The sequence below is a fragment of the Pseudomonas sp. MLB6B genome (genome assembly GCF_054508135.1).
On record NZ_CP199313.1, the window covers coordinates 2,279,071 to 2,297,425 of the forward strand.

Genomic DNA, 18,355 nt, shown 5'->3' on the forward strand with positions numbered 1-18,355 from the left:
GACCGTGGCCAGACGCCACTGGCCAGGTAAGCGGTGGTACATGCATAGCCCCTCGTCCCGGCACGGGTTTCACCCACGGCGCCCGCGCCGTATATACTGCGCGCCAATGTTTGTAGCAGAGCCTTTGTGGAGAGCCTCGTGGCCATAGAAATACACTGGATCCGTGACGACCAGACCCTGGCCGAGCACTGCCGGCACTGGCACGAATTGCCCTTCGTGGCCGTCGACACCGAGTTCATGCGGGTCGACACCTTCTACCCCAAGGCGGGCCTGATTCAGATCGGTGACGGTCAGCGGGCCTTTCTCATCGATCCCTTGCTGATCCGCGACTGGGCACCGCTGGGCGAACTGCTCGAAGACAGTGCCGTGGTCAAGGTGCTGCATGCGTGCAGCGAAGACCTCGAAGTGTTGTTGCGCCTGACCGGTAAACTGCCGCAGCCGCTGTTCGACACGCAGTTGGCCGCCGGCTATCTGAACATCGGCTTCTCCATGGGCTATTCGCGCCTGGTGCAGGACGTGCTTGGGCTAGACCTGCCCAAGGGCGAGACGCGTTCGGACTGGTTGCAGCGGCCATTGTCCGACACGCAAATCAGCTACGCCGCCGAAGACGCCGTGCACCTGGCCGAGCTGTTCGCCGCGCTGCGCCCGCGGCTGTCGGACGACAAGTACGCCTGGGTTCTGGAAGACGGTGCCGAGCTGGTGGCGCAGATGCGCCGCGAGGTGTCGCCGCAGACGCTGTACCGCGATGTCAAGCTGGCCTGGAAGCTGTCCTGCCAGCAACTGGCGGTGTTGCGCGAACTGTGCGCCTGGCGCGAGCGCGAGGCCCGTGCCCGCGACGTGCCGCGCAGCCGCATCCTGCGCGAGCAGTCGCTGTGGCCCATGGCCAAGAGCCAGCCGACGTCCCTGACGGCCCTGGCCAAGATCGATGACATTCACCCGCGCACCCTGCGCCAGGACGGCGAAACGCTGCTGGCGCTGCTCAAGCAGGCCGCCAGCCTGCCGCCCGAGCAATGGCCGCCTGCGCAACCCGAACCCTTGCCCATCGAAGCCTCGGGCGTGCTCAAGCGCCTGCGCGCCATCGGCCAGGCCGAAGGCGAGCGGCTGGGCATCGCGCCCGAGCTGATGCTGCGCAAGAAAACCCTGGAAGCGCTGCTCAAGAGCGGCTACCCCAACGGCCCCTATCAATTGCCCGAGTCGTTGCGCGGTTGGCGCCGCGAGCGTCTGGGCCAAGCCCTGCTCGACGACCTGGCGGGCAGCGGAGAACCGGCATGAAACGCATCTGCTCTATCTACAAGAGCCCACGCAAGAACGAAATGTACCTTTACGTGCTCAAGGCCGACGGCCTGGAGCGCGTGCCCGTAGGGCTGTTGCCGGCCTTCGGCACCCCGGTGCATGCCTTCGACCTGGTGTTGACGCCCGAGCGCACGCTGGCCCGCGAGGACATCGCCAAAGTGCTGGAAAATCTGGAACAGCAGGGCTACCACCTGCAAATGCCGCCCGCCGAAGACGAATACATCGAACACTTGCCCGAAGAACTGCTGCGCCGCAACGACCCGGTCTAGGCCATGCACGTACTGATCGCCGAGCAGGATCACGCGTGCTATGCCCGTCTGCTGGCCGAGCACGCTCCGCACTTGCGGCTGCTGGCCAGCGCCGATGTCGACGAGTTGCAAGGCTTAGCCGACAAGGCTTCGATCTGGCTGGGCGAGCCCGACCTGCTGGCCGAGCTGCTGCGCCACGGCCAAGTGCCGCGCTGGCTGCAATCGACCTGGGCGGGCATCACGCCTTTGCTCTCGACCGATCTACCACGTCACTACCGTCTTACGCGCGCGGTCGGCATCTTCGGTCAGGTCATGGCTGAGTACATGCTCACCTACCTGCTCAACCACGAACGGCAGGTGCAATCGCGCCTGTGCAGCCAGGCGCAGCGGCAGTGGGATGCGCGCCCAGGCGGCAGCCTGGCGGGGCGCGAGGTGCTCATCGTTGGCTGTGGCGACATCGGCCAGCGCGTCGCCGAGTACCTGGCCAGCTTCGCCATGCACGTGCGCGGCGTGGCCAGTACGGCGCGCCAACAAGCGCCGTTCTTGGAAGTCGCCGGTTTGGACGCGCTGCCGCGCCTGGTGGCGCAGGCCGACTACGTGATCAACCTGTTGCCCGACACCCCGGCCACCCACGACCTCTACGATGCCGCGCTGCTGCGCCGCTTCAAGCCCGGCGCGCTGCTGCTCAACGCCGGACGCGGCGTGGCGGTGGTCGATGACGATCTGGTACGGGCCCTGGAGCAGGGCCATCTGGCCGGTGCGGTAATCGACGTCTGCCGTCAGGAGCCGTTGCCCGCCACCCACCCGTTTTGGACCGCACCGCGGCTCACGCTGACCGGCCACAGCTCGGCACCGACCTCGCCGGCGGCAATGGTCGGGCTGTTTCTCGAGAATGTGCAGGCCTACCAGGCAAGGCAGCCGCTGCGTGGCGAAGTGGATTTCCAGCGCGGCTACTGATCGCCCGGCAGTTGCCGGACGCTTTACAGCGTGAAGTCGCCGTCTGCCGCCAGGGCGCTCAGCGGCAGGCGCGCGCTAGGGACTTCGCGGGCCTGCAGTTGCTCGGGCAGGCTCGCCTTGTCGCCCTGCTTGCCGATGGCGACGAAGGCATGGATGTCGTAACCCTCGGGGATTTTCAGCGCTTCACGGGTACGGTCCTGATCGAAGCCGGCCATGCCATGGGTGTGCCAGCCGTTGAGGCTCGCCTGCAAGGCCAGGTGCGCCCAGGCGGCGCCGGTGTCGAAGGTGTGCCACAGCGCCGGGCCTTCTTCGCTGGCGCCAGGGGCGGTGAAGGTGGTCTTGGACAGGACGACCACGAGGGCCGACGCCTGCTGCGCCCAGCTGCGGTTGAACGGCACCAGCAGATCCAGGAAGCGTTCCCAGTTCGGCGTGTCGCGGCGGGCGTAGAGGAAGCGCCAGGGCTGCGAGTTGTAGGCCGAGGGCGCCCAGCGCGCGGCTTCGAGAAAGCTCAGCAGCGTCTCTTCGGCGATCGGTTGCGGGTCGAAGGCGCGCGGCGACCAGCGCTGGATGAATTGCTCGTCGATGGGGTAGTCGGCGCTGCGGGGAGTGTCGGTCATGATGGGTCCTTTGGGCGGGTTCGAGCCTGGAAAGATCGGCCTGGGTGAACGTTTGCACGCTAGCGCCTGGCAGCGCCGCTGACAAGCGGTCTGGCAATGCGCCGGGCCGCGCTCTAGACTGGCGCCGCCGCGCTCGGCGGCCTGGAACCACTGCGGGAATTTCTGAGCCATGAACGCTGAAAGTGCGCCCTTCTGGCGGCGCAAGACTCTCGAACAATTGAGCCCCAGCGAATGGGAGTCGCTGTGCGACGGCTGCGGCCTGTGCTGTTTGCAGAAGCTCGAAGACGAAGACGATGGCGGCATCTACTACACGCGCATTGCCTGCAAACTGCTCGATCTGAACACCTGCCAGTGCAGCGACTACCCCGGCCGCTTCAAGGCCGTGCCCGATTGCATCCAGCTCACGCCGGGCAAGGCCGACCAGTTCAAATGGTTGCCGACCACCTGCGGTTATCGGCTGGTCAGCGAAGGCCAGGACCTGCCCGCCTGGCACCCGCTGGTGTGCGGCGACCGCAGCCAGGTGCACGAGCAGCGCATCTCACAGGCCGGGCGCATGCTCAGCGAGCAGGCGGTGGATGAAGACGATTGGGAAGACCATTTGATCTTTCGCGCCGGCTGAGCGCCCGGCGACCGGTAAAGCTTCATCAGGTTTCCAGGCCAGCGCCTGCTCAGCGGGTAGGCTATCGACGCAATCGGCTGGGAAGACCACTTGATCTTTCAGGGCCGGTTGAGAGGACAGCGGCCGACACAAGCCGCATTGGATTTTTCAGACCAGGCGCGTGTCCAGTGAGCAGACGGTGACCGGAGGCGACGGGAAAGTGCAGTCGATCTTTCGCATCGGCTGAGCAGTTTACGAACGACGCAGGCTTGACCGGGCATTGCACGGGGGATGGGTGTTTGCACCGATCACTTGCTCGCAGTGTCTTACCTTCACGCAGACCTTTTCGTACACCGCCCAAGGAATGTCCGCATGGCTGGTCGCTTGCTGCTGTCGTTGTTGCTCGTACTGAGCCCCTGCGCCTTCGCCAAGAAGGTCGACCTCGACTACCACGTGCGTTTGCTGCCGCACACCGGTCAGGCCGAAGTTCAGATACGCCTCGCCGAAGGCAGCGCCGTGCGCAGCCTGGACTTCGACCTCGGGCAGGGCGACACCTACAGCGACTTCAAGGCAGACGGCCAATGGTCGCGTCAGGAGGGGCGCGGTATCTGGCGTCCTGTGCCCGGCAAGAGCCAACTTGACTATCGCGTGCGCCTGACGCAGCCCGGGCAAAGCCACGTCACCTCGTACTGGGCGCTGTTTCGCGGCGATCAGTTGGTGCCGCCGGCGCGGCTGGACCAGCAGGACGGCACCGAGCTGGTGGCACGCCTGAACGTGGCTCTGCCGCAGGGCTGGAAGAGCATCGAGACCGCCTGGCCGCGTATCGGCAAGCGCAAGTTTCGGATCGACGATGTGTCTCGGCTGTTCGACCGCCCCACCGGATGGATGCTGGCAGGCAACCTCGGCAGCCGCCGCACGCGCCTGGGCGAGACCGAAGTCACCGTCGCCGCGCCACAGGGGCAGGGCATGCGCCGGATGGACACCCTGACCCTGCTGACCTTCGTTTGGCCGCACCTGCAAGCGATTTTCCCGCGTACGCCCGGCAAGTTGCTGGTGGTCGGCGCCCGCGATGGACTGGAGCGGGGCGCGCAAAGCACTCATCAATCGATCTTTCTGCACAGCGATCAAGCGCTGATCAACGACAGCGGCACCAGCCCCTTGTTGCGCGAGTTGGTGCAGGTGTTCGCGCAAGTGCGTGGCCGCGAGCGCAGCGATTGGCTGGGCCGGAGTTTGACCGAGTACTACGCCAGCGAACTGCTGCGCCGGGCCGGTGGCCTGAGCGACGACCGCGACCGTGCGCTGCACGCGCGCCGGCAAAAACAGGCCGAGGGGGTAAGCACGCTGCGCACTGTGCAAGCATCGCCCGCACAGGTCGCCCGTGGCGTGCTGCTGTTGCAGGCATTGGACATGGAAATCCGCATCCATACCCAGGATAAGCGCTCGCTCGATGATGTGACGCGCGCCTTGATGCGCTTGCCCGGTGTGGATACCGAAGCGTTCGTGCAGTTGAGCGAAAGTGTGTTGGGTAAGGAATCGGAGGTGTTGAGAACGAAATTGCTGCGCTTGTAAAGGCAGCTGGTCCGACAGGCGGATTCGCGGCGATGTGCGGCACGACTGCGCAAGTGCCTGCTTTAGTGTTTGGCATGAGGCGGCGTCTGGAATGAAGAGGCTTCGCCACCCATCGCGGCTGAAGCCGCTCCCATAGAGGGCGGTGTTAACGTCCATCGCGGTTGGAGCCGTTTATATGGAGAGTGGTGTGTGGGAGCGGCTTCAGCCGCGATGGGCCGCAAAGCGGCCCTAGTCCTGCAACCACAGAATCCATCCATGTGACGTTGTAGCCCGACCATCACAGGCTTTTTTCGCACACAAACAAATCGGGGCGCTCATCGCGCCCCTGATCGTTCATCGCAGACGCTTAGCCCGTGATTGGGTCTTTACCCGTCACGCTCACGCCACGCGTGGCGGCATCGGCACTGGCCTTGAGCTTCACCAGCTCGGCGCTGTCGTGTTCCAGGCCCGAACGCAGGCGATCGTACTCGGAACGGTGCTCTTCGAAGAAGCTCTTGGCCGCGCAATGGCCTTTCACGCCACGTGCCAAGGCCAGACCGCCTACGGCCACATGCACCAGGCCGACGAAGCCGCCTTTGCTCAGGCCGCGGCCGATCATCACCACACCGCCTGCCAGCGAAGCGAAGCGCTCGATGCCTTTGACGTTCTTCTCGTTCGAATGGTTGTCGCTCATGGGAAATCTCCTGAACCTGAAAGGGGGTAAAGAAGCTGACCGTGACGGAGGCGCGAGCGTTCAGCCGATGTGCTGGGTGGTGTGCGAACAGGGCCGTCGAAGCATACCTGTAGGTCCTGTGGCTCCTTGCCTATGAGCCCTGTCATGGACCCGACTCCGTTTCAACCGGCCCTTCGTGCCTCGAGCGAAGTGCGGATCGACTCCGCCAATTGCAACAACACTGGCGCATAGCACTCAGCGATTTCTTCGACGTTTTGCATCGTCGAGAGGCTAATGTTCAATACGGTCGTCCTATATACCCTGTCCCTGAGGGCCGTGGCGACCGCCATGACTTCGGGTTGCCACGAAGCGATGCAATAGCCATGGGTACGCATGGTCACCATGGCGGTCTCGATATCGAGCAGCAACTGATTGGCCCGAGACTCACAGCGCCGGGAGGTGAACAGTTCCAGCAGCGGTTGTCTCTGCGCGTCTTCCAGAATCGACAGATACGCTCTGCCCAAGGACGTCACGTCCATTGGCAAACGTTGGCCGGTGAGCACATTGCGGGGTGACTTGCGTTGACCGAACCGGATCGATTCCAGGTAGATCATTTCATCGCCATCGGCTGCAGCCAGCCCGACATTCACCTGATGCTCACGCGCCACTTGGGCCATCAAAGGCGTTGCGACCTGTAGCAGCAGACTGCCGTGGTACATGGCATGCGCCATTCCCAGCACCGAAGGCGCCAGGCGGTAGCCGCCGCACATGGAGTCGTACTCGACGAAGCCTGCACGGACCAGAGTCTGGGTGAGTCGACTGACGGTGGACTTGGACAGGCCGGCAATTTCGCTCAGGTCGCCATTGGTGAGATGCTCGGTGCCGGGCCTGAACGCTCTCAGCAGATCCAGCCCGCGCTCAAGGGAACGATTGAGCGGGGCTTTACCCTGGCCGGGCACGTTCGGAAAGGAACAACCGGAGTCATCCTGTTCCAGCAGGTGGAATGGCCGCGTTGTCATGGAATCCTCTCTCCCTCAGATTGAAATCAAGCTTGGCCCATCGCCCAGCGATCAATCAATCGAATAATAAGAGAGGCACCGCATGACAACTTCCTCGGCATCGTCGGCTCCAATCGGCCTGACCGTTCAGCAAGGCATTGCAACGTTGACACTGAACCGTCCAGAAGCGCGCAACGCCATCAGCGATGAAATGCGCTCGCTCTTGATCGATTATCTCGAGCAAGTCACCGCCGACAACGATATCAAGGCGCTGATCGTCACCGGAACTGGCAAAGGTTTCTGTGCAGGCGGCGATATCAAAGGCATGCAGGCGCGTATGAATGCACCCGCCGGCTCGGTGGCATTCAACGGCTGGAAGCGTCAGCAGCGCGTCCACCATGCGGTGTCCTTGCTACATAACCTGCCCAAACCGACCATCGCTGCGGTCAATGGTGCAGCGACAGGTCTTGGCTGCGACATGGCCTTGAGCTGTGACTTCATCATCGCTTCGCAAAACGCTTCTTTCGCCATGAGCTACATCGCCCGTGGACTGATCCCGGATGGCGGCGGCCTGTACTTCCTGCCGCGGCGCGTAGGTCTGAGCAAAGCCAAGGAACTGATCTTCAGCGGCCGTACCGTGGCGCCGGAAGAGGCTCAGCGCATCGGTATGATCGACCGGATCGCCGCGCCTGGCGATCTGCTACCGGCAGCTCAGGACTGGGCCGAGCAACTGTCCGCAGGTTCGGCGACCGCGCTGGCGCTGAGCAAGTCGATCCTCAACAGCACCTTCGAGCTGACCCAGAACCAGATTTCCGCCATGGGCAGCCAGGCCCAGGGCATTTGCTACACCTCTAGCGAACATCAGGCATCGGTAGCGGCTTTCCTTGCCCGCAAAGCCGAGCGGAGCTGAACCATGGACTCGATCGCACGTCTCCTCGGCCCGGCCAGTGTCGCCGTTATCGGCGCCTCGGGCGATGCCCGTAAAACCGCTGGGCGTCCTATCGCCTTCCTGCGCAAGCACGGTTTCGCAGGTCGGCTCTACCCCGTGAATCCACGCTATGAAGAAATCGATGGTCTGCAGTGCTACCCGTCGATCGCCGCCCTACCGGAAGTGCCCGATGTGGCCATCATCCTGTTGGGCCCCGAGCGCGCCAATCAGGCGGTCGCCGAGCTGGCGGCGCAGGGTTGCCCTGCCGCCATCGTATTGGCTGGCGGCTACGGCGAAACGGGCGCCAGTGGCGCCTTGCGCCAAGAGGAACTCAAGGCTGCTCGCGGCTCGATGCGCATTTTGGGGCCCAATACCATTGGCTTGGTCAACCTCACCGACCGCGTCACGCTTTCTGCCAGCGGCGCGTTGGACATGGACCAGTTGCTCGCCGGGCGCGTGGCCGTAGTGTCCCAGAGCGGCGGTATCCTGGGCGCCTTGCTGTCGCGTGGCGTGGCCGCCGGAATCGGTTTTTCTAAACTGATTTCCACCAGCAACGAGGTGGATCTGGACGTGGCGGACTTCGTCGATCACTTGGCCGGCGATCCGGCGACTTCGGTCATCGCCCTCTATCTCGAAGGCCTGCGCGACAGCGAAAAATTCAGCCGCGCCGCACGCAAGGCACGTGCCGCCGGAAAACCGATAGTGGTGTACAAGGTCGGGCGCTCCGAAGCCGGTGCCCATGCAGCGAACTCGCACACCGGTGCGATGGCAGGTTCCGACGACTTGTATTCGGCTTACTTCCGGCAACTGGGTGTAATCCGTGCAGACACCTTTGCCGACCTGCTGGATATTCCTTTCGCTCTGGCCAGCGGCCGTTGCATGAAAGGCCGACGCGTAGCCATCCTGACTTCGACGGGTGGGGCCGGCACGCTGATCGCCGACAATCTGGGCGTGAGCGGTTTCGAAACGCCTGCGCCAGGCGCGCAGACTGCGCAAGCGCTGCGCAATCTAGACATCGGAGACCAGGCGGTACTGGACCGCAACCCCATCGATTTGACGCTGGCTGGCCTGCAACCTGAATTGATGCGCAAGGCCATCGGCATCTTGCTGGAAAGCGACGATTATGACGCAGTGGTCAGCGTAGTAGGGTCCTCGGGCGTCGCCCAGCCGCACTTGATGGCCGATGCCATTCGCGACAGCCTGACGCACTCGGACAAGCCCGTATTGGCCTACATCAGTCCGCATGCCCCCGTGGCCGCACAGCGCATCAACGGTTCTGGCGGTGTGGCCTTCAATGCCCCGGAAAGCTGCGCCAGCGCGCTCAAAGCCCTGATGCTATATGGGCAGATGAGCGATCCGGACGTGTCGGCCACTCTGCCAGCGGCATTCAATGACGCGCTTGAAACGCTCCCCAGCGGGCTGCTCGACGAGTCGCGGAGCAAGCGTCTGTATGCAAGCTTCGGCATTCCCGTCACACGAGAGCAGGTGGTCGAAACCGCCGAACGAGCCGTCCAGGCAGCCACCCAATTAGGCGGGCAGGTGGTGCTCAAGGTGCTGTCGGAGCGCATCGTCCATAAGAGCGAAGTCGGCGGTGTGGCGTTGCGTCTGTCGGCGCAGGATATCGGTGCGCGGCTGGAGCAGATGCGCGACGAGGTAGGGAAACATGTCGGCTTCACCCCGCAGACGTTTCTGGTGCAAGAAATGGTCGGCGGTGGCCAGGAGCTGATCCTGGGCCTGTTGCGCGATCCTCAGCTCGGGCCTGCGCTGCTGCTGGGCATGGGCGGCGTTACCGCGGAACTGTTCCAGGACACCACCCTGCGCCTGCTGCCGGTCAGCGAAGCGCAGGCGCGCGAGATGCTGAGTGAACTCAAGACCTTTGCCTTGCTCGATGGCTTCCGCGGCATGCCCAGAGCGGACATCGATGCGGCTGCACGTTGCATCGCCGCCTTCTCCGACATGGCTATGCAATTGGGCGAACGCCTCTTGGAAGCCGAGATCAATCCGCTGTTGGTACGCCCCGAGGGTAAAGGCGTGATTGCTCTCGACGGTCTGACGGTCATAGGCTGACTTCAGGCTGTTCCATCCTATGGAACAGCCACTTTGACCCTCCTGACTGGTTTTGCATAATCAAAGAACGCTTCATTTCTGACTCATAAAAATAAGTAGGTCGCTATGAACATGCTCAGCTCTGACGCCTCATGGCGCCACGCCCTATCGATTTCCTCAGTCGCGATGCTCACTCACGGTGGGCTAAGCGTCACCTTCGTGCCGGGAGTGATGCCATGAACGCTGTCCTGAAAAGTGCCACTGCTGTCGAGTCTGCCACTGCCAAAAGCGCTGCGCCGACCGTCATTTCGTTCAAGGGCGTTTCCAAGTCTTTCATTGTGAAAGGCGTAGCCAAGCAGGCGTCCCACAGTATCGACGTCGACATTCAGCAAGGCCAGGTGGTGACCATCATCGGCCCATCCGGTTGTGGCAAGTCCACGCTGCTCAACATGGTCGCCGGCCTGTTCGCGCCGACCACTGGCGAAGTGCTTTACCGCGGGGAAGTCGTCAGAGGCATCAATGGCCGCACAGGCTACATGACACAAAGCGACCATTTGCTGCCGTGGCGTGACGTGACCGGCAATATCGCCATCCCGCTGGAAATCCAGGGCGTACCCAAGGCCAAGCGCCAGGCGCGTATTCAGGAGCTGATTCGCCAGGTCGGTCTGGAAGGGCACGAAAAGGCCTACCCCAGTCAATTGTCCGGCGGCATGCGCAAACGTGCGGCCCTTGCCCGTCTGCTGGCCTACGATCCTGAAACCCTACTGATGGACGAGCCCTTCGCGGCGCTCGATGCCCAACTGCGCATGCGCATGCAGACCGAGCTCTTCAAGCTCAGCCGCCAGCTCAAGAAAACCGTGCTGTTCGTTACCCACGACCTTGACGAAGCCGTGGCGCTCGGCGACCGCTGCCTGATCTTCTCAGGACGGCCCGGCACCATTGTGCGTGATGTCGCCATTCCGCTGGGCGACGAACGCAACATCCTCCAGTTGCGCAAAGACCCGCGTTATCACGAGCTGTGCGGCGACCTGTGGGAATTCATCACGCCCTCCCACGACGCTTAGAGCCTTTTCCGGAGCATTACGAGCATGAATATATTCCTCGGTCGTGTGGCCATTTTCGCCGTCATCTTCCTGTCCTGGCAGTTCGCTTCCGGGCCGCTGGTCGACCCATTCTTCGTTAGCTCGCCGGTCGAGATCGGCGGTCGCTTCATCGATCTGGTGGCCAGCGGACGTCTGTTCTCGCATGGCTGGATCACGGTCGTCGAGACCTTGGTCGGTTTCTTCTTCGGCGCGCTCGCCGGGATATCCGTGGGCTTGCTCCTGGGGCGCAACGCGTTGCTGGCCAAGTTGCTCGACCCGATTCTGGTGTCGATCTACAGCCTGCCGAAAGTCGCCTTGGCCCCGCTGTTCATCATGTGGTTCGGTATTGGCATCGAGATGAAGATCATCCTCACCGCGACCATCGTGTTCTTCCTGGTCTTCCTCAATACCTACAGCGGCGTGCGCGCCGTCGAGCGCGAGCAACTCGAGATTCTGCGCTTGATGGGTGCCAAGGAGCATCACCTGATCAGCAAGGTGGTCTTGCCTTCGGCCATCCAGTGGGTGTTCACCGGTCTCAAGATGTCGGTGCCCTATGCCCTGATCGGCGCGATCGTTGGCGAAATCATGGCGGCCAATCGTGGCCTGGGCTACCTGCTGCAGGACGCCGCCGGACAACTCGACACGGCCGGCGTATTCGCCGCGCTGATCGCGATCATCGCCCTGGCGCTGATTCTGCAAGCCGCCGTGCGCAGGCTCGAAACCTACCTGATGCCTTGGAAAAAGGATCAGGAAGAGCGCGAACTGTCCGTTTGATTCTCATCCCTTACAACAACAAGAAAGAGGTTTTCACCATGTCCATCAAAGGTTTGCTCTCTGCCCTGGGATTGAGCGTCGCGTTGAGTGCCACCAGCCTGTATGCGCAAGCGGCCGAAAGCGTCAAGGTCGCTCTGGGCACGGAAGGGTTCGTGCACATGCCGTTGTTCGTGGCGCTGGACGGAGGCCTTTTCAAGAAGCACGGGTTGGACGTCGAATTGATCAAGTTCAAGGGTGGCGGTGCAGCGGCTTCGGGCCTGGCCAGCCGTTCGGTCGAGTTCTGCTCGTGCGCGATCCAGAACGCCATCAATGCCAAGGTCAAAGGCGCAGATATCACGTTGCTCGGACGCCTGGTGGGGCAATACGCCAGCAACGTGGTGATTCACAAGGATGTCGCCACGCGCCTTGGCCTGTCCGAATCATCTAGCGTGGAGCAGCGCTTGGCCGCCTTCAAGGGGCTGCGCTTGGCGGTGAGCGGAGCGGGTGGCAGTGCCGACTTTCTGGTGCGCTTCCTCGGCCAGGAAGCCAAGCTGAACCCGGAAAAGGACTTCACCCTGCTGTACCTCAACAATGGTGCTGCGATGCTGGCAGCGTTCGCGCAGCATAGAATCGACGGCTTCGCGTTGTCGTCGCCGGCATCGGACAGCGCCGTCATCGACCACAAGGGCTTCACGCTGTTGGACATGTCCGAAGGCATGGTGCCAGAGCTCGACGGCTATCCCTCGATCGCCCTTAGTGCGCGCGGTCAGTGGGCCAAAGAGCATCCGGAAACGGTCAAAGCGTTCCTGGCGGCCCTGGGCGATGCGACCCAGCTCATCGGCGACAAGCCAGACGAAGCCATGAAGGCCGTACGCAGCCGTTTCGAGGGTGTCAACGACGAAGTCTACGCCGCCGCCTGGAAGAACAACCGCAAATCGTTCCCGAAAACGCCTTATTTGACGGAAGAGGAAGTAGAGCGCGCCATCAAGTTCCTGGGCGAGATTCAAAAGGAATCCATTCCGGGCAAGGCCGGTGACTACTTGACCCAAGTGCGCTAAGACGCCTACCTCTCTGTCCTACCAGCGTGCAGGTTGCGTAAAGCCTTCGCGCGGTCGCTTCCCGGTGAACTGTGATGATCGATAAGAACACGTCGCTTTATGCGGCAGGGCTCGGTATCGCCTTTTATCTGCCCTTGACGGGTGCCCAGGGGTTTCTCGAGGACAGCAAAGCCTCGCTGGAGCTGCGTAACTTCTACATGAACCGCGACTTTCGCGAAGGCGACGGCCAATCCAAGCGCGAGGAATGGGCGCAAGGCTTCATCTTGCGTTACGAATCCGGCTACACGCCCGGCCTGATCGGGGTGGGGTTCGACGCGATCGCCATGCTCGGGATCAAGCTCGACTCCGGACGCGGACGTTCAGGTACTGGCCTGCTGCCGGTCCAGGAAGACGGTGGCGTACCCGATACCTATTCGAAGGCCGGCGGCACCTTGAAACTCAAGGTCTCCGAAAGCGAGTTGCGGGTAGGTACCTTGTTGCCCAAGTGGCCGACCCTGGCTTCCAATAATGGGCGTTTGCTGCCGCAGACGTTCGAAGGCACACAGGTGCTGGTCAACGAGTGGAAAGCGTTCGAGCTCACTGGCGCCAACATCCGGCAGACGGTCTACCGCGATCAGTCGGGTTCCACAGGCCTGGCCCTGAACAACAAGAACCGTCGCTTCGGCGGCCCGCTCGATGGCGGCGACTTCAACGTCGCAGGTGTCGTCTACCATGCCGGTGCCGCGACTGACCTGCTGGCTCAGTACGCCGTACTGGAGGACCTCTACACGCAACGCTTCTACGGGCTCACCGACCGCCGCAGAGGTGACTGGGGCACGTTTACCAGCGATATCCGTCTGTTCGATAGCGATGAGCAAGGTCAGGCCCGTGGCGGGGCGATCGACAACCGTGCGCTCAGCTTGATGGGCTCGTTCAAACGCGCAGGGCATGCCTTCGGCCTCGGTTACCAGCGCATGTTCGGCGACTCGGCTTTTCCCTACGTGGCGGGCACCGACCCGTACCTGGTGAACTTCGTCCAAGTCGGCGACTTCGCCGAAAAGAACGAGCGTTCCTGGCAGGCCAAGTACGACTTCGACCTCGCCACCCTGGGTATGCCCGGTCTGACGTTCATGGCGCGTTATCTGCGCGGTGGCCAGGCCGAGGTGCCCGGCGCCGAGTCAGGACGCGAGCGTGAACTGGACGTCGAGCTGCAGTACATCGTGCAAAGCGGGTCGGCCAAAGGGCTGAACATGCGTTTGCGCAGCGCCACCTACCGTTCGGACTTCAGTCGCGATGCCAACGATGTAAGGGTCATCGTCAGCTATCCACTGTCGCTTCTGTGACCCACGATCTTTAGCAGGAGAGCAATCATGCAGGCTCTGGTAACGCTTCAATGCGAGGGCAATGTCGGCCTTATCAGCCTCAACAACCCACCGGTAAACGCCCTGTCGCGCGAGGTGCGCGAGCAGTTGCTGGCTTGCCTGCAGCAGGCGCAGCTCGATCCTCGCTTGGCCGCCATCGTCATCCTGGGCGAGGGCCGCACCTTCATTGCCGGGGCCGATCTCAGCGAGTTCGATCTCCCTTTGCAGCCTCCGCACCTGCCCGATGTGCTGAACGCCATCGAGCGCTCGACCAAGCCGGTCATCGCTGCAATGCATGGTTCGGTATTGGGAGGAGGGCTGGAACTCGCCATGGCTTGCCATGTCCGGCTCGCCGCACCCGATACCCGCTTCGGTCTGCCGGAAGTCAGCCTCGGTCTGATCCCGGGCGCTGGCGGGACCCAGCGTCTACCGCGGCTTTGCGCGATGGATGTTGCGCTCGACATGGTGCTTGGCAGTCAAATCATCGATGCTGCACGCGCTTTGGAAATTGGTCTGCTGGATCGCTTGAGCCAGGTGTCGGTCAGAGCCTGCGCATTGCAACTGGCGGCTGAAACGGTGGGCCAGCCCTTACGCCGGACTGCGGAGCTGGCGCCGCAGGCTTTCGACGCTGCCGCACTGGAATTGCGTGCTCAGGCGAGCCTGGGCAAGATGCCTGGGCAGCAAGCGCCCGCATTGGCATGGCAAGCGCTGCAAGCGGCATGCAAGTTGCCTTTCGAGCAAGGCATGGCCTGCGAGCGCGAGCTGTTCGTAGCCCGTCGACACAGTGCGCAAGCCCGTGCGCTGCGCCATGTGTTCTTTGCCGAGCGCGATCTGGCGTCGCGTCGTCGTGCATTGGCGCGTCAAGCGCCGGTGCGGCCCGTGGTGCAGGTGGCGGTGATCGGTGCCGGCACCATGGGCAGCGGTATCGCGATCTGTCTGGCCAACGCCGGCATCCAGACACTTTTGATCGACACCCAGACTGCCGCCTTGACGCGCGGTCGTACAACCGTCGAGCGCTATTACGCCAGTGCGGTGGACAAAGCTCGCTTGAGCATACAGCGGGCGGCCACCCATGCCGGTCTGATCCAATACGCCGACGAGTTGCAGGCTGTCTCACAGGCCGACCTGATCATCGAAGCGGTGTTCGAGGACATGAGCGTCAAGCAGGCCGTGTTCCGTCAACTGGACCGGTTTGCCAAGGCCGGCGCCATCCTGGCGACCAATACCTCCTACTTAGATATCGAGGCCATTGCTGCGGTCACCGAACGTCCTGGTGACGTCATCGGCATGCACTTTTTCAGTCCAGCGCACGTCATGAAACTGCTTGAAGTGGTGAGAACCCCCGCACTGCGACCGGACGTACTGGCCACGGTGCTGGAACTGGGTGGCCGCTTGGGCAAGACCGCCGTAGCGGTCGGCAATTGCTACGGTTTCGTGGGCAACCGCCTGCTCGCTGTTCGCGAGCGCGAAGCGGCCTTCCTGCTCGAAGAAGGTGCGGCCCCAGAGGATGTCGATCGGGTCATGCGCGACTTTGGCTTTCCACTGGGTGTCTTCGAGCTGCGCGACTTGGCAGGCGTCGATATCGCCTGGTTCAACCGCAAGGGTCGTGGCGAGCGTCTGGGACAGGCCGAGCGCGAGTGCAACCTGATCGAGCAATTGTACGAAGCCGGTCGCCTCGGACAGAAGAGCGGCGCGGGGTACTACCGTTACGACGAAGGGCAACGCAAAAGCATGGCTGACCCGTTCGTGGCCAAGCTGCTGGTCGAGCATCGGCAGTCCCGTGGCATGCAGCCCCGAACGATCGACGATGAGGAGATTTTGCAGCGTTGTCTGTTCGCGATGATCAACGAAGCGGCGCATCTGCTGGACCAGGGCATCGTCGACAGCCCCAACGACATTGATCTGATATGGATCCATGGCTACGGCTTCCCTCGCTATCGCGGCGGCCTGCTGTACTACGCCGACCAGATAGGTTTGCAACCGATTGCGCAGGCGCTGCAACGCTGGGCATCGCTTCATCCGGAGCGGGAAATGCAAGTGGCGCAACGGTTGCAGACCCGCGCCAGCGCAGGCACGCCGCTCAGCCAACGCTGAGCGCCTTGTCTCACTTTGGGGCGGTCGATGACCACGACTTCGACCGCCCCGTTTTTTTTGCAGACAATGCAGCATGGGGGAGATACCGGGCCATGAGCACACTCACCAATACCACGCAAAACAGACGCAGCGTTTGCGTGGCCAGGACGAACCCGGTATCGGCATGGGTTTCCACGGCCAGGATCGCCATGGCGTCCAAGCCGCCCGGGCTGGTCGCCAGATACATCGAGAGGAAATCGATGTCCAGGGCTTTGGCCAGGCACCAGGCGCAGCCTGCGCACAGCGTGATCAAAAGAGAGGCACTCAGGAGCATGGCCGGCATCTGACGCGATACATAGGCCACCGTACCACGGTCGAAGCGCAACCCGATGTAGCAGCCGATCAGACCGTAACCCAGGCCGAAGACCCAGCCCGGCAGGTCGAGGGTCAACAGTCCCGACAGCTGCAAAACCGCCCCGAGCAGCAACGGCACCAACAAAGCCCCTGCCGGCACGCGAGTGCCTGCCGCTACGCCAACCACAATCACGCCAAGACTGAGCGCGAAGTCGGACAAGTGCGCTGCCTTGCCCATGGCTGCTGCACCGGACACAGGCGCCTGCGCGCCAAGGACATGACTGACCCAGGCGCCGACCAGCACGACGCATACCACCCGGACGTATTGCATGGTCGCAACTACCCGGGCATCGGCACCGTATTCTTCCGACATGGCCACCATGGCCGAGGCGGCTCCAGGTGCAGTGCCCCAGGCGGCGGTCGCTTTGGAAAGGCCACTGAAACGCATGGCACCGATGCCGGTCAGCACGCTCATCGTCAAGGTCAACAGGGTAGCGCCGAGCATCTGGTACCAAGACTGCACCAGCGTATGCACGACCGGCCAGGTCATCGAATGGGCGACCAATAAGCCGATGCAACCCTGGCCGAAACGGAATCCATGGCGGTGCACGCGTACTTTCATACCGGCCAGTGCGCAGGCGATGGCCGCGAGCATGGGGCCGAGGAACAGACCCGCTGGCACTTGCCAGCGATGCAGCCATTGCCCTGCGATACCGGCGGCAAGCACGAGCATCAGCCACTGCAGCGGCGTTGAGGCCAAACGGGGAAACAGACGGTGCATCGAGCATTCCTCACACAGGATGCCGTCATTAATCGGTCACCTCTGTGGGCAAGTCCATTGGCAGTTTTTGATGAACCGATTACCGGGAGTTATGAATGATGGATTTGAGGGACCTGACGTATTTCGAGGTCATCGCCCGTACGGGGCATCTGGGACAGGCCGCGCAGTTGTTGCATAAGAGTCAGCCGGCGCTAAGCAAAAGCATCAGGCGCCTCGAGCACGCCATGGGCGCACAGTTATTCATGCGCGAAGGGCGGCGCATCAAACTCACCGAAGTGGGTGACCTTCTGCTGCAGCGAAGCCGCCAGTTGCAACTGAACATCGCCGAAACCGAGCGCGAAGTACGTGACTTTGCCAATGGCCGGCTTGGCACCATCCGCTTGGGTTGTTCAGCCAGCATGGCAGAGCACTTGCTACCGCAGTTGGCCTCTTTTCTGCTCGAACGTGCGCCTGAGCTGCGGCTCAAGCTTTCCATCGGCCAGGACGACATGCTCAGGCAGACGCTGACCTCTGGGCGGCTGGATGCGGCCATCTGCCCACTGGGCGCGGAAGATCTTCAAGTGTCGACCTTTCCCATTCTGCAAGATGAGGCCGTGGTGGTGGCCAGTGCCGATCATCCCGTTTTCGCCCTGCCAGTGGACATTGCCGCGTTGACCCGATACCGCTGGGTATTGCCGGCACAGACCGTGGCGTCCAGGCAGTGGCTCGATGAGGCCTTCCGCTCGCGGCAGTTGCCGCTCCCTGCAGTGCAGATCGAGACCAATGCGGTATCCATGCTGCCCAGGCTGATCGCCCGGACGCGATTGCTCAGTTTTCTGGCCCGGGAAACACTCGCCTCGGGGCGCTGGCAATCCATCTTACGTGAGGTGCCGCTAGCGCAGACCACCATGGTCCGCACCGTGGCGGTCAGCGTGCGGTCGCAAGGGTATCTGGCGCCGGCAGTGCGTCTGATGGTCGATCTGCTCAAGCGCGACGGGCAACGCTTTTTCTCTCCTGACTGATTCCAAT

17 protein-coding genes are annotated in these 18,355 nt (G+C 62.6%); 13 read left to right on the forward strand and 4 right to left on the reverse strand.

The genetic code is table 11. The features are described 5' to 3' along the window. Nucleotides 1–138: 138 nt before the first annotated feature. Genes rnd through ACSMEV_RS10015 form a run of 3 tightly spaced genes read left to right on the forward strand, consistent with a single transcriptional unit; the run spans nucleotide 139 to nucleotide 2,498 of the window. On the forward strand, nucleotides 139–1,272 hold the full coding sequence (gene rnd, locus ACSMEV_RS10005) for a ribonuclease D (protein ID WP_313740561.1): 1,134 nt from the start codon (nucleotides 139–141) through the stop codon (nucleotides 1,270–1,272). Then, entirely contained in the window at nucleotides 1,269–1,562 is a 294-nt protein-coding gene (locus tag ACSMEV_RS10010) for a YcgL domain-containing protein (protein ID WP_459208246.1), read from the forward strand. The genes rnd and ACSMEV_RS10010 overlap by 4 nt, the downstream gene beginning before the upstream one ends. Nucleotides 1,563–1,565: 3 nt before the next feature. Then, the gene (locus tag ACSMEV_RS10015) at nucleotides 1,566–2,498 is read left to right on the forward strand and encodes a D-2-hydroxyacid dehydrogenase (protein ID WP_459208247.1); all 933 of its coding nucleotides are present in this window, start codon (nucleotides 1,566–1,568) and stop codon (nucleotides 2,496–2,498) included. 23 nt (nucleotides 2,499–2,521) lie between these two features. On the opposite strand, the gene ACSMEV_RS10020 is transcribed toward ACSMEV_RS10015, so the two are convergent. Beyond that, the gene (locus ACSMEV_RS10020) at nucleotides 2,522–3,115 is read right to left on the reverse strand and encodes a nitroreductase family protein (protein WP_459208248.1); all 594 of its coding nucleotides are present in this window, start codon (nucleotides 3,113–3,115) and stop codon (nucleotides 2,522–2,524) included. Between the two features lie 169 nt (nucleotides 3,116–3,284). On the opposite strand from ACSMEV_RS10020, the gene ACSMEV_RS10025 reads away from it, so the two are divergent. Together ACSMEV_RS10025 and ACSMEV_RS10030 are read left to right on the forward strand one after the other, a co-directional pair. Further along, nucleotides 3,285–3,734, forward strand: a complete 450-nt coding sequence (locus ACSMEV_RS10025) for a YcgN family cysteine cluster protein (protein ID WP_459208249.1) — start codon at nucleotides 3,285–3,287, stop codon at nucleotides 3,732–3,734. Nucleotides 3,735–4,085: 351 nt separating this feature from the next. Continuing rightward, nucleotides 4,086–5,282 (forward strand): hypothetical protein, encoded by a 1,197-nt coding sequence (locus ACSMEV_RS10030; protein ID WP_459208250.1) that lies wholly within the window; start codon nucleotides 4,086–4,088, stop codon nucleotides 5,280–5,282. Between the two features lie 346 nt (nucleotides 5,283–5,628). On the opposite strand, the gene ACSMEV_RS10035 is transcribed toward ACSMEV_RS10030, so the two are convergent. Both ACSMEV_RS10035 and ACSMEV_RS10040 read right to left on the reverse strand, forming a co-directional pair. Next, on the reverse strand, nucleotides 5,629–5,955 hold the full coding sequence (locus tag ACSMEV_RS10035) for a YgaP family membrane protein (RefSeq protein WP_296264473.1): 327 nt from the start codon (nucleotides 5,953–5,955) through the stop codon (nucleotides 5,629–5,631). 161 nt (nucleotides 5,956–6,116) lie between these two features. Next, entirely contained in the window at nucleotides 6,117–6,953 is an 837-nt protein-coding gene (locus ACSMEV_RS10040; RefSeq protein ID WP_459208251.1) for an IclR family transcriptional regulator, read from the reverse strand. Nucleotides 6,954–7,035: 82 nt separating this feature from the next. Between ACSMEV_RS10040 and ACSMEV_RS10045 the strand changes: the two genes are divergently transcribed. From ACSMEV_RS10045 to ACSMEV_RS10075, 7 genes are all read left to right on the forward strand, one after another. Beyond that, nucleotides 7,036–7,842 (forward strand): enoyl-CoA hydratase/isomerase family protein, encoded by an 807-nt coding sequence (locus ACSMEV_RS10045; RefSeq protein ID WP_459208252.1) that lies wholly within the window; start codon nucleotides 7,036–7,038, stop codon nucleotides 7,840–7,842. 3 nt (nucleotides 7,843–7,845) lie between these two features. Next, nucleotides 7,846–9,927 (forward strand): acetate--CoA ligase family protein, encoded by a 2,082-nt coding sequence (locus tag ACSMEV_RS10050; protein ID WP_459208253.1) that lies wholly within the window; start codon nucleotides 7,846–7,848, stop codon nucleotides 9,925–9,927. 215 nt (nucleotides 9,928–10,142) lie between these two features. After that, a complete protein-coding gene (locus ACSMEV_RS10055; RefSeq protein WP_459208254.1) occupies nucleotides 10,143–10,970 on the forward strand; it encodes an ABC transporter ATP-binding protein in 828 nt (275 codons plus the stop codon). Nucleotides 10,971–10,994: 24 nt separating this feature from the next. After that, a complete protein-coding gene (locus ACSMEV_RS10060; protein ID WP_459208255.1) occupies nucleotides 10,995–11,762 on the forward strand; it encodes an ABC transporter permease in 768 nt (255 codons plus the stop codon). Nucleotides 11,763–11,800: 38 nt separating this feature from the next. Next, nucleotides 11,801–12,799: an ABC transporter substrate-binding protein gene (locus ACSMEV_RS10065; protein WP_459208256.1), complete on the forward strand. Its 999-nt coding sequence runs from the start codon at nucleotides 11,801–11,803 to the stop codon at nucleotides 12,797–12,799. A gap of 74 nt (nucleotides 12,800–12,873) precedes the next feature. After that, on the forward strand, nucleotides 12,874–14,121 hold the full coding sequence (locus ACSMEV_RS10070) for an OprD family porin (protein ID WP_459208257.1): 1,248 nt from the start codon (nucleotides 12,874–12,876) through the stop codon (nucleotides 14,119–14,121). 27 nt (nucleotides 14,122–14,148) lie between these two features. Beyond that, complete coding sequence (locus ACSMEV_RS10075; RefSeq protein WP_459208258.1) at nucleotides 14,149–16,233, forward strand: 3-hydroxyacyl-CoA dehydrogenase NAD-binding domain-containing protein; 2,085 nt, start codon at nucleotides 14,149–14,151, stop codon at nucleotides 16,231–16,233. A gap of 10 nt (nucleotides 16,234–16,243) precedes the next feature. On the opposite strand, the gene ACSMEV_RS10080 is transcribed toward ACSMEV_RS10075, so the two are convergent. Beyond that, the gene (locus ACSMEV_RS10080; RefSeq protein WP_459208259.1) at nucleotides 16,244–17,347 is read right to left on the reverse strand and encodes an AbrB family transcriptional regulator; all 1,104 of its coding nucleotides are present in this window, start codon (nucleotides 17,345–17,347) and stop codon (nucleotides 16,244–16,246) included. A gap of 98 nt (nucleotides 17,348–17,445) precedes the next feature. Between ACSMEV_RS10080 and ACSMEV_RS10085 the strand changes: the two genes are divergently transcribed. Then, nucleotides 17,446–18,348, forward strand: a complete 903-nt coding sequence (locus tag ACSMEV_RS10085) for a LysR family transcriptional regulator (RefSeq protein ID WP_459208322.1) — start codon at nucleotides 17,446–17,448, stop codon at nucleotides 18,346–18,348. Nucleotides 18,349–18,355: the final 7 nt, after the last annotated feature.

Coding starts and splice junctions, on each gene's coding strand:
- ACSMEV_RS10010 (WP_459208246.1), top strand. CDS start 1,269: ATGAAACGCATCTGCTCTATCTACAAGAGCCCACGCAAGAACGAAATG.
- ACSMEV_RS10015 (WP_459208247.1), top strand. CDS start 1,566: ATGCACGTACTGATCGCCGAGCAGGATCACGCGTGCTATGCCCGTCTG.
- ACSMEV_RS10020 (WP_459208248.1), bottom strand. CDS start 3,115: ATGACCGACACTCCCCGCAGCGCCGACTACCCCATCGACGAGCAATTC.
- ACSMEV_RS10025 (WP_459208249.1), top strand. CDS start 3,285: ATGAACGCTGAAAGTGCGCCCTTCTGGCGGCGCAAGACTCTCGAACAA.
- ACSMEV_RS10030 (WP_459208250.1), top strand. CDS start 4,086: ATGGCTGGTCGCTTGCTGCTGTCGTTGTTGCTCGTACTGAGCCCCTGC.
- ACSMEV_RS10035 (WP_296264473.1), bottom strand. CDS start 5,955: ATGAGCGACAACCATTCGAACGAGAAGAACGTCAAAGGCATCGAGCGC.
- ACSMEV_RS10040 (WP_459208251.1), bottom strand. CDS start 6,953: ATGACAACGCGGCCATTCCACCTGCTGGAACAGGATGACTCCGGTTGT.
- ACSMEV_RS10045 (WP_459208252.1), top strand. CDS start 7,036: ATGACAACTTCCTCGGCATCGTCGGCTCCAATCGGCCTGACCGTTCAG.
- ACSMEV_RS10050 (WP_459208253.1), top strand. CDS start 7,846: ATGGACTCGATCGCACGTCTCCTCGGCCCGGCCAGTGTCGCCGTTATC.
- ACSMEV_RS10055 (WP_459208254.1), top strand. CDS start 10,143: ATGAACGCTGTCCTGAAAAGTGCCACTGCTGTCGAGTCTGCCACTGCC.
- ACSMEV_RS10060 (WP_459208255.1), top strand. CDS start 10,995: ATGAATATATTCCTCGGTCGTGTGGCCATTTTCGCCGTCATCTTCCTG.
- ACSMEV_RS10065 (WP_459208256.1), top strand. CDS start 11,801: ATGTCCATCAAAGGTTTGCTCTCTGCCCTGGGATTGAGCGTCGCGTTG.
- ACSMEV_RS10070 (WP_459208257.1), top strand. CDS start 12,874: ATGATCGATAAGAACACGTCGCTTTATGCGGCAGGGCTCGGTATCGCC.
- ACSMEV_RS10075 (WP_459208258.1), top strand. CDS start 14,149: ATGCAGGCTCTGGTAACGCTTCAATGCGAGGGCAATGTCGGCCTTATC.
- ACSMEV_RS10080 (WP_459208259.1), bottom strand. CDS start 17,347: ATGCACCGTCTGTTTCCCCGTTTGGCCTCAACGCCGCTGCAGTGGCTG.
- ACSMEV_RS10085 (WP_459208322.1), top strand. CDS start 17,446: ATGGATTTGAGGGACCTGACGTATTTCGAGGTCATCGCCCGTACGGGG.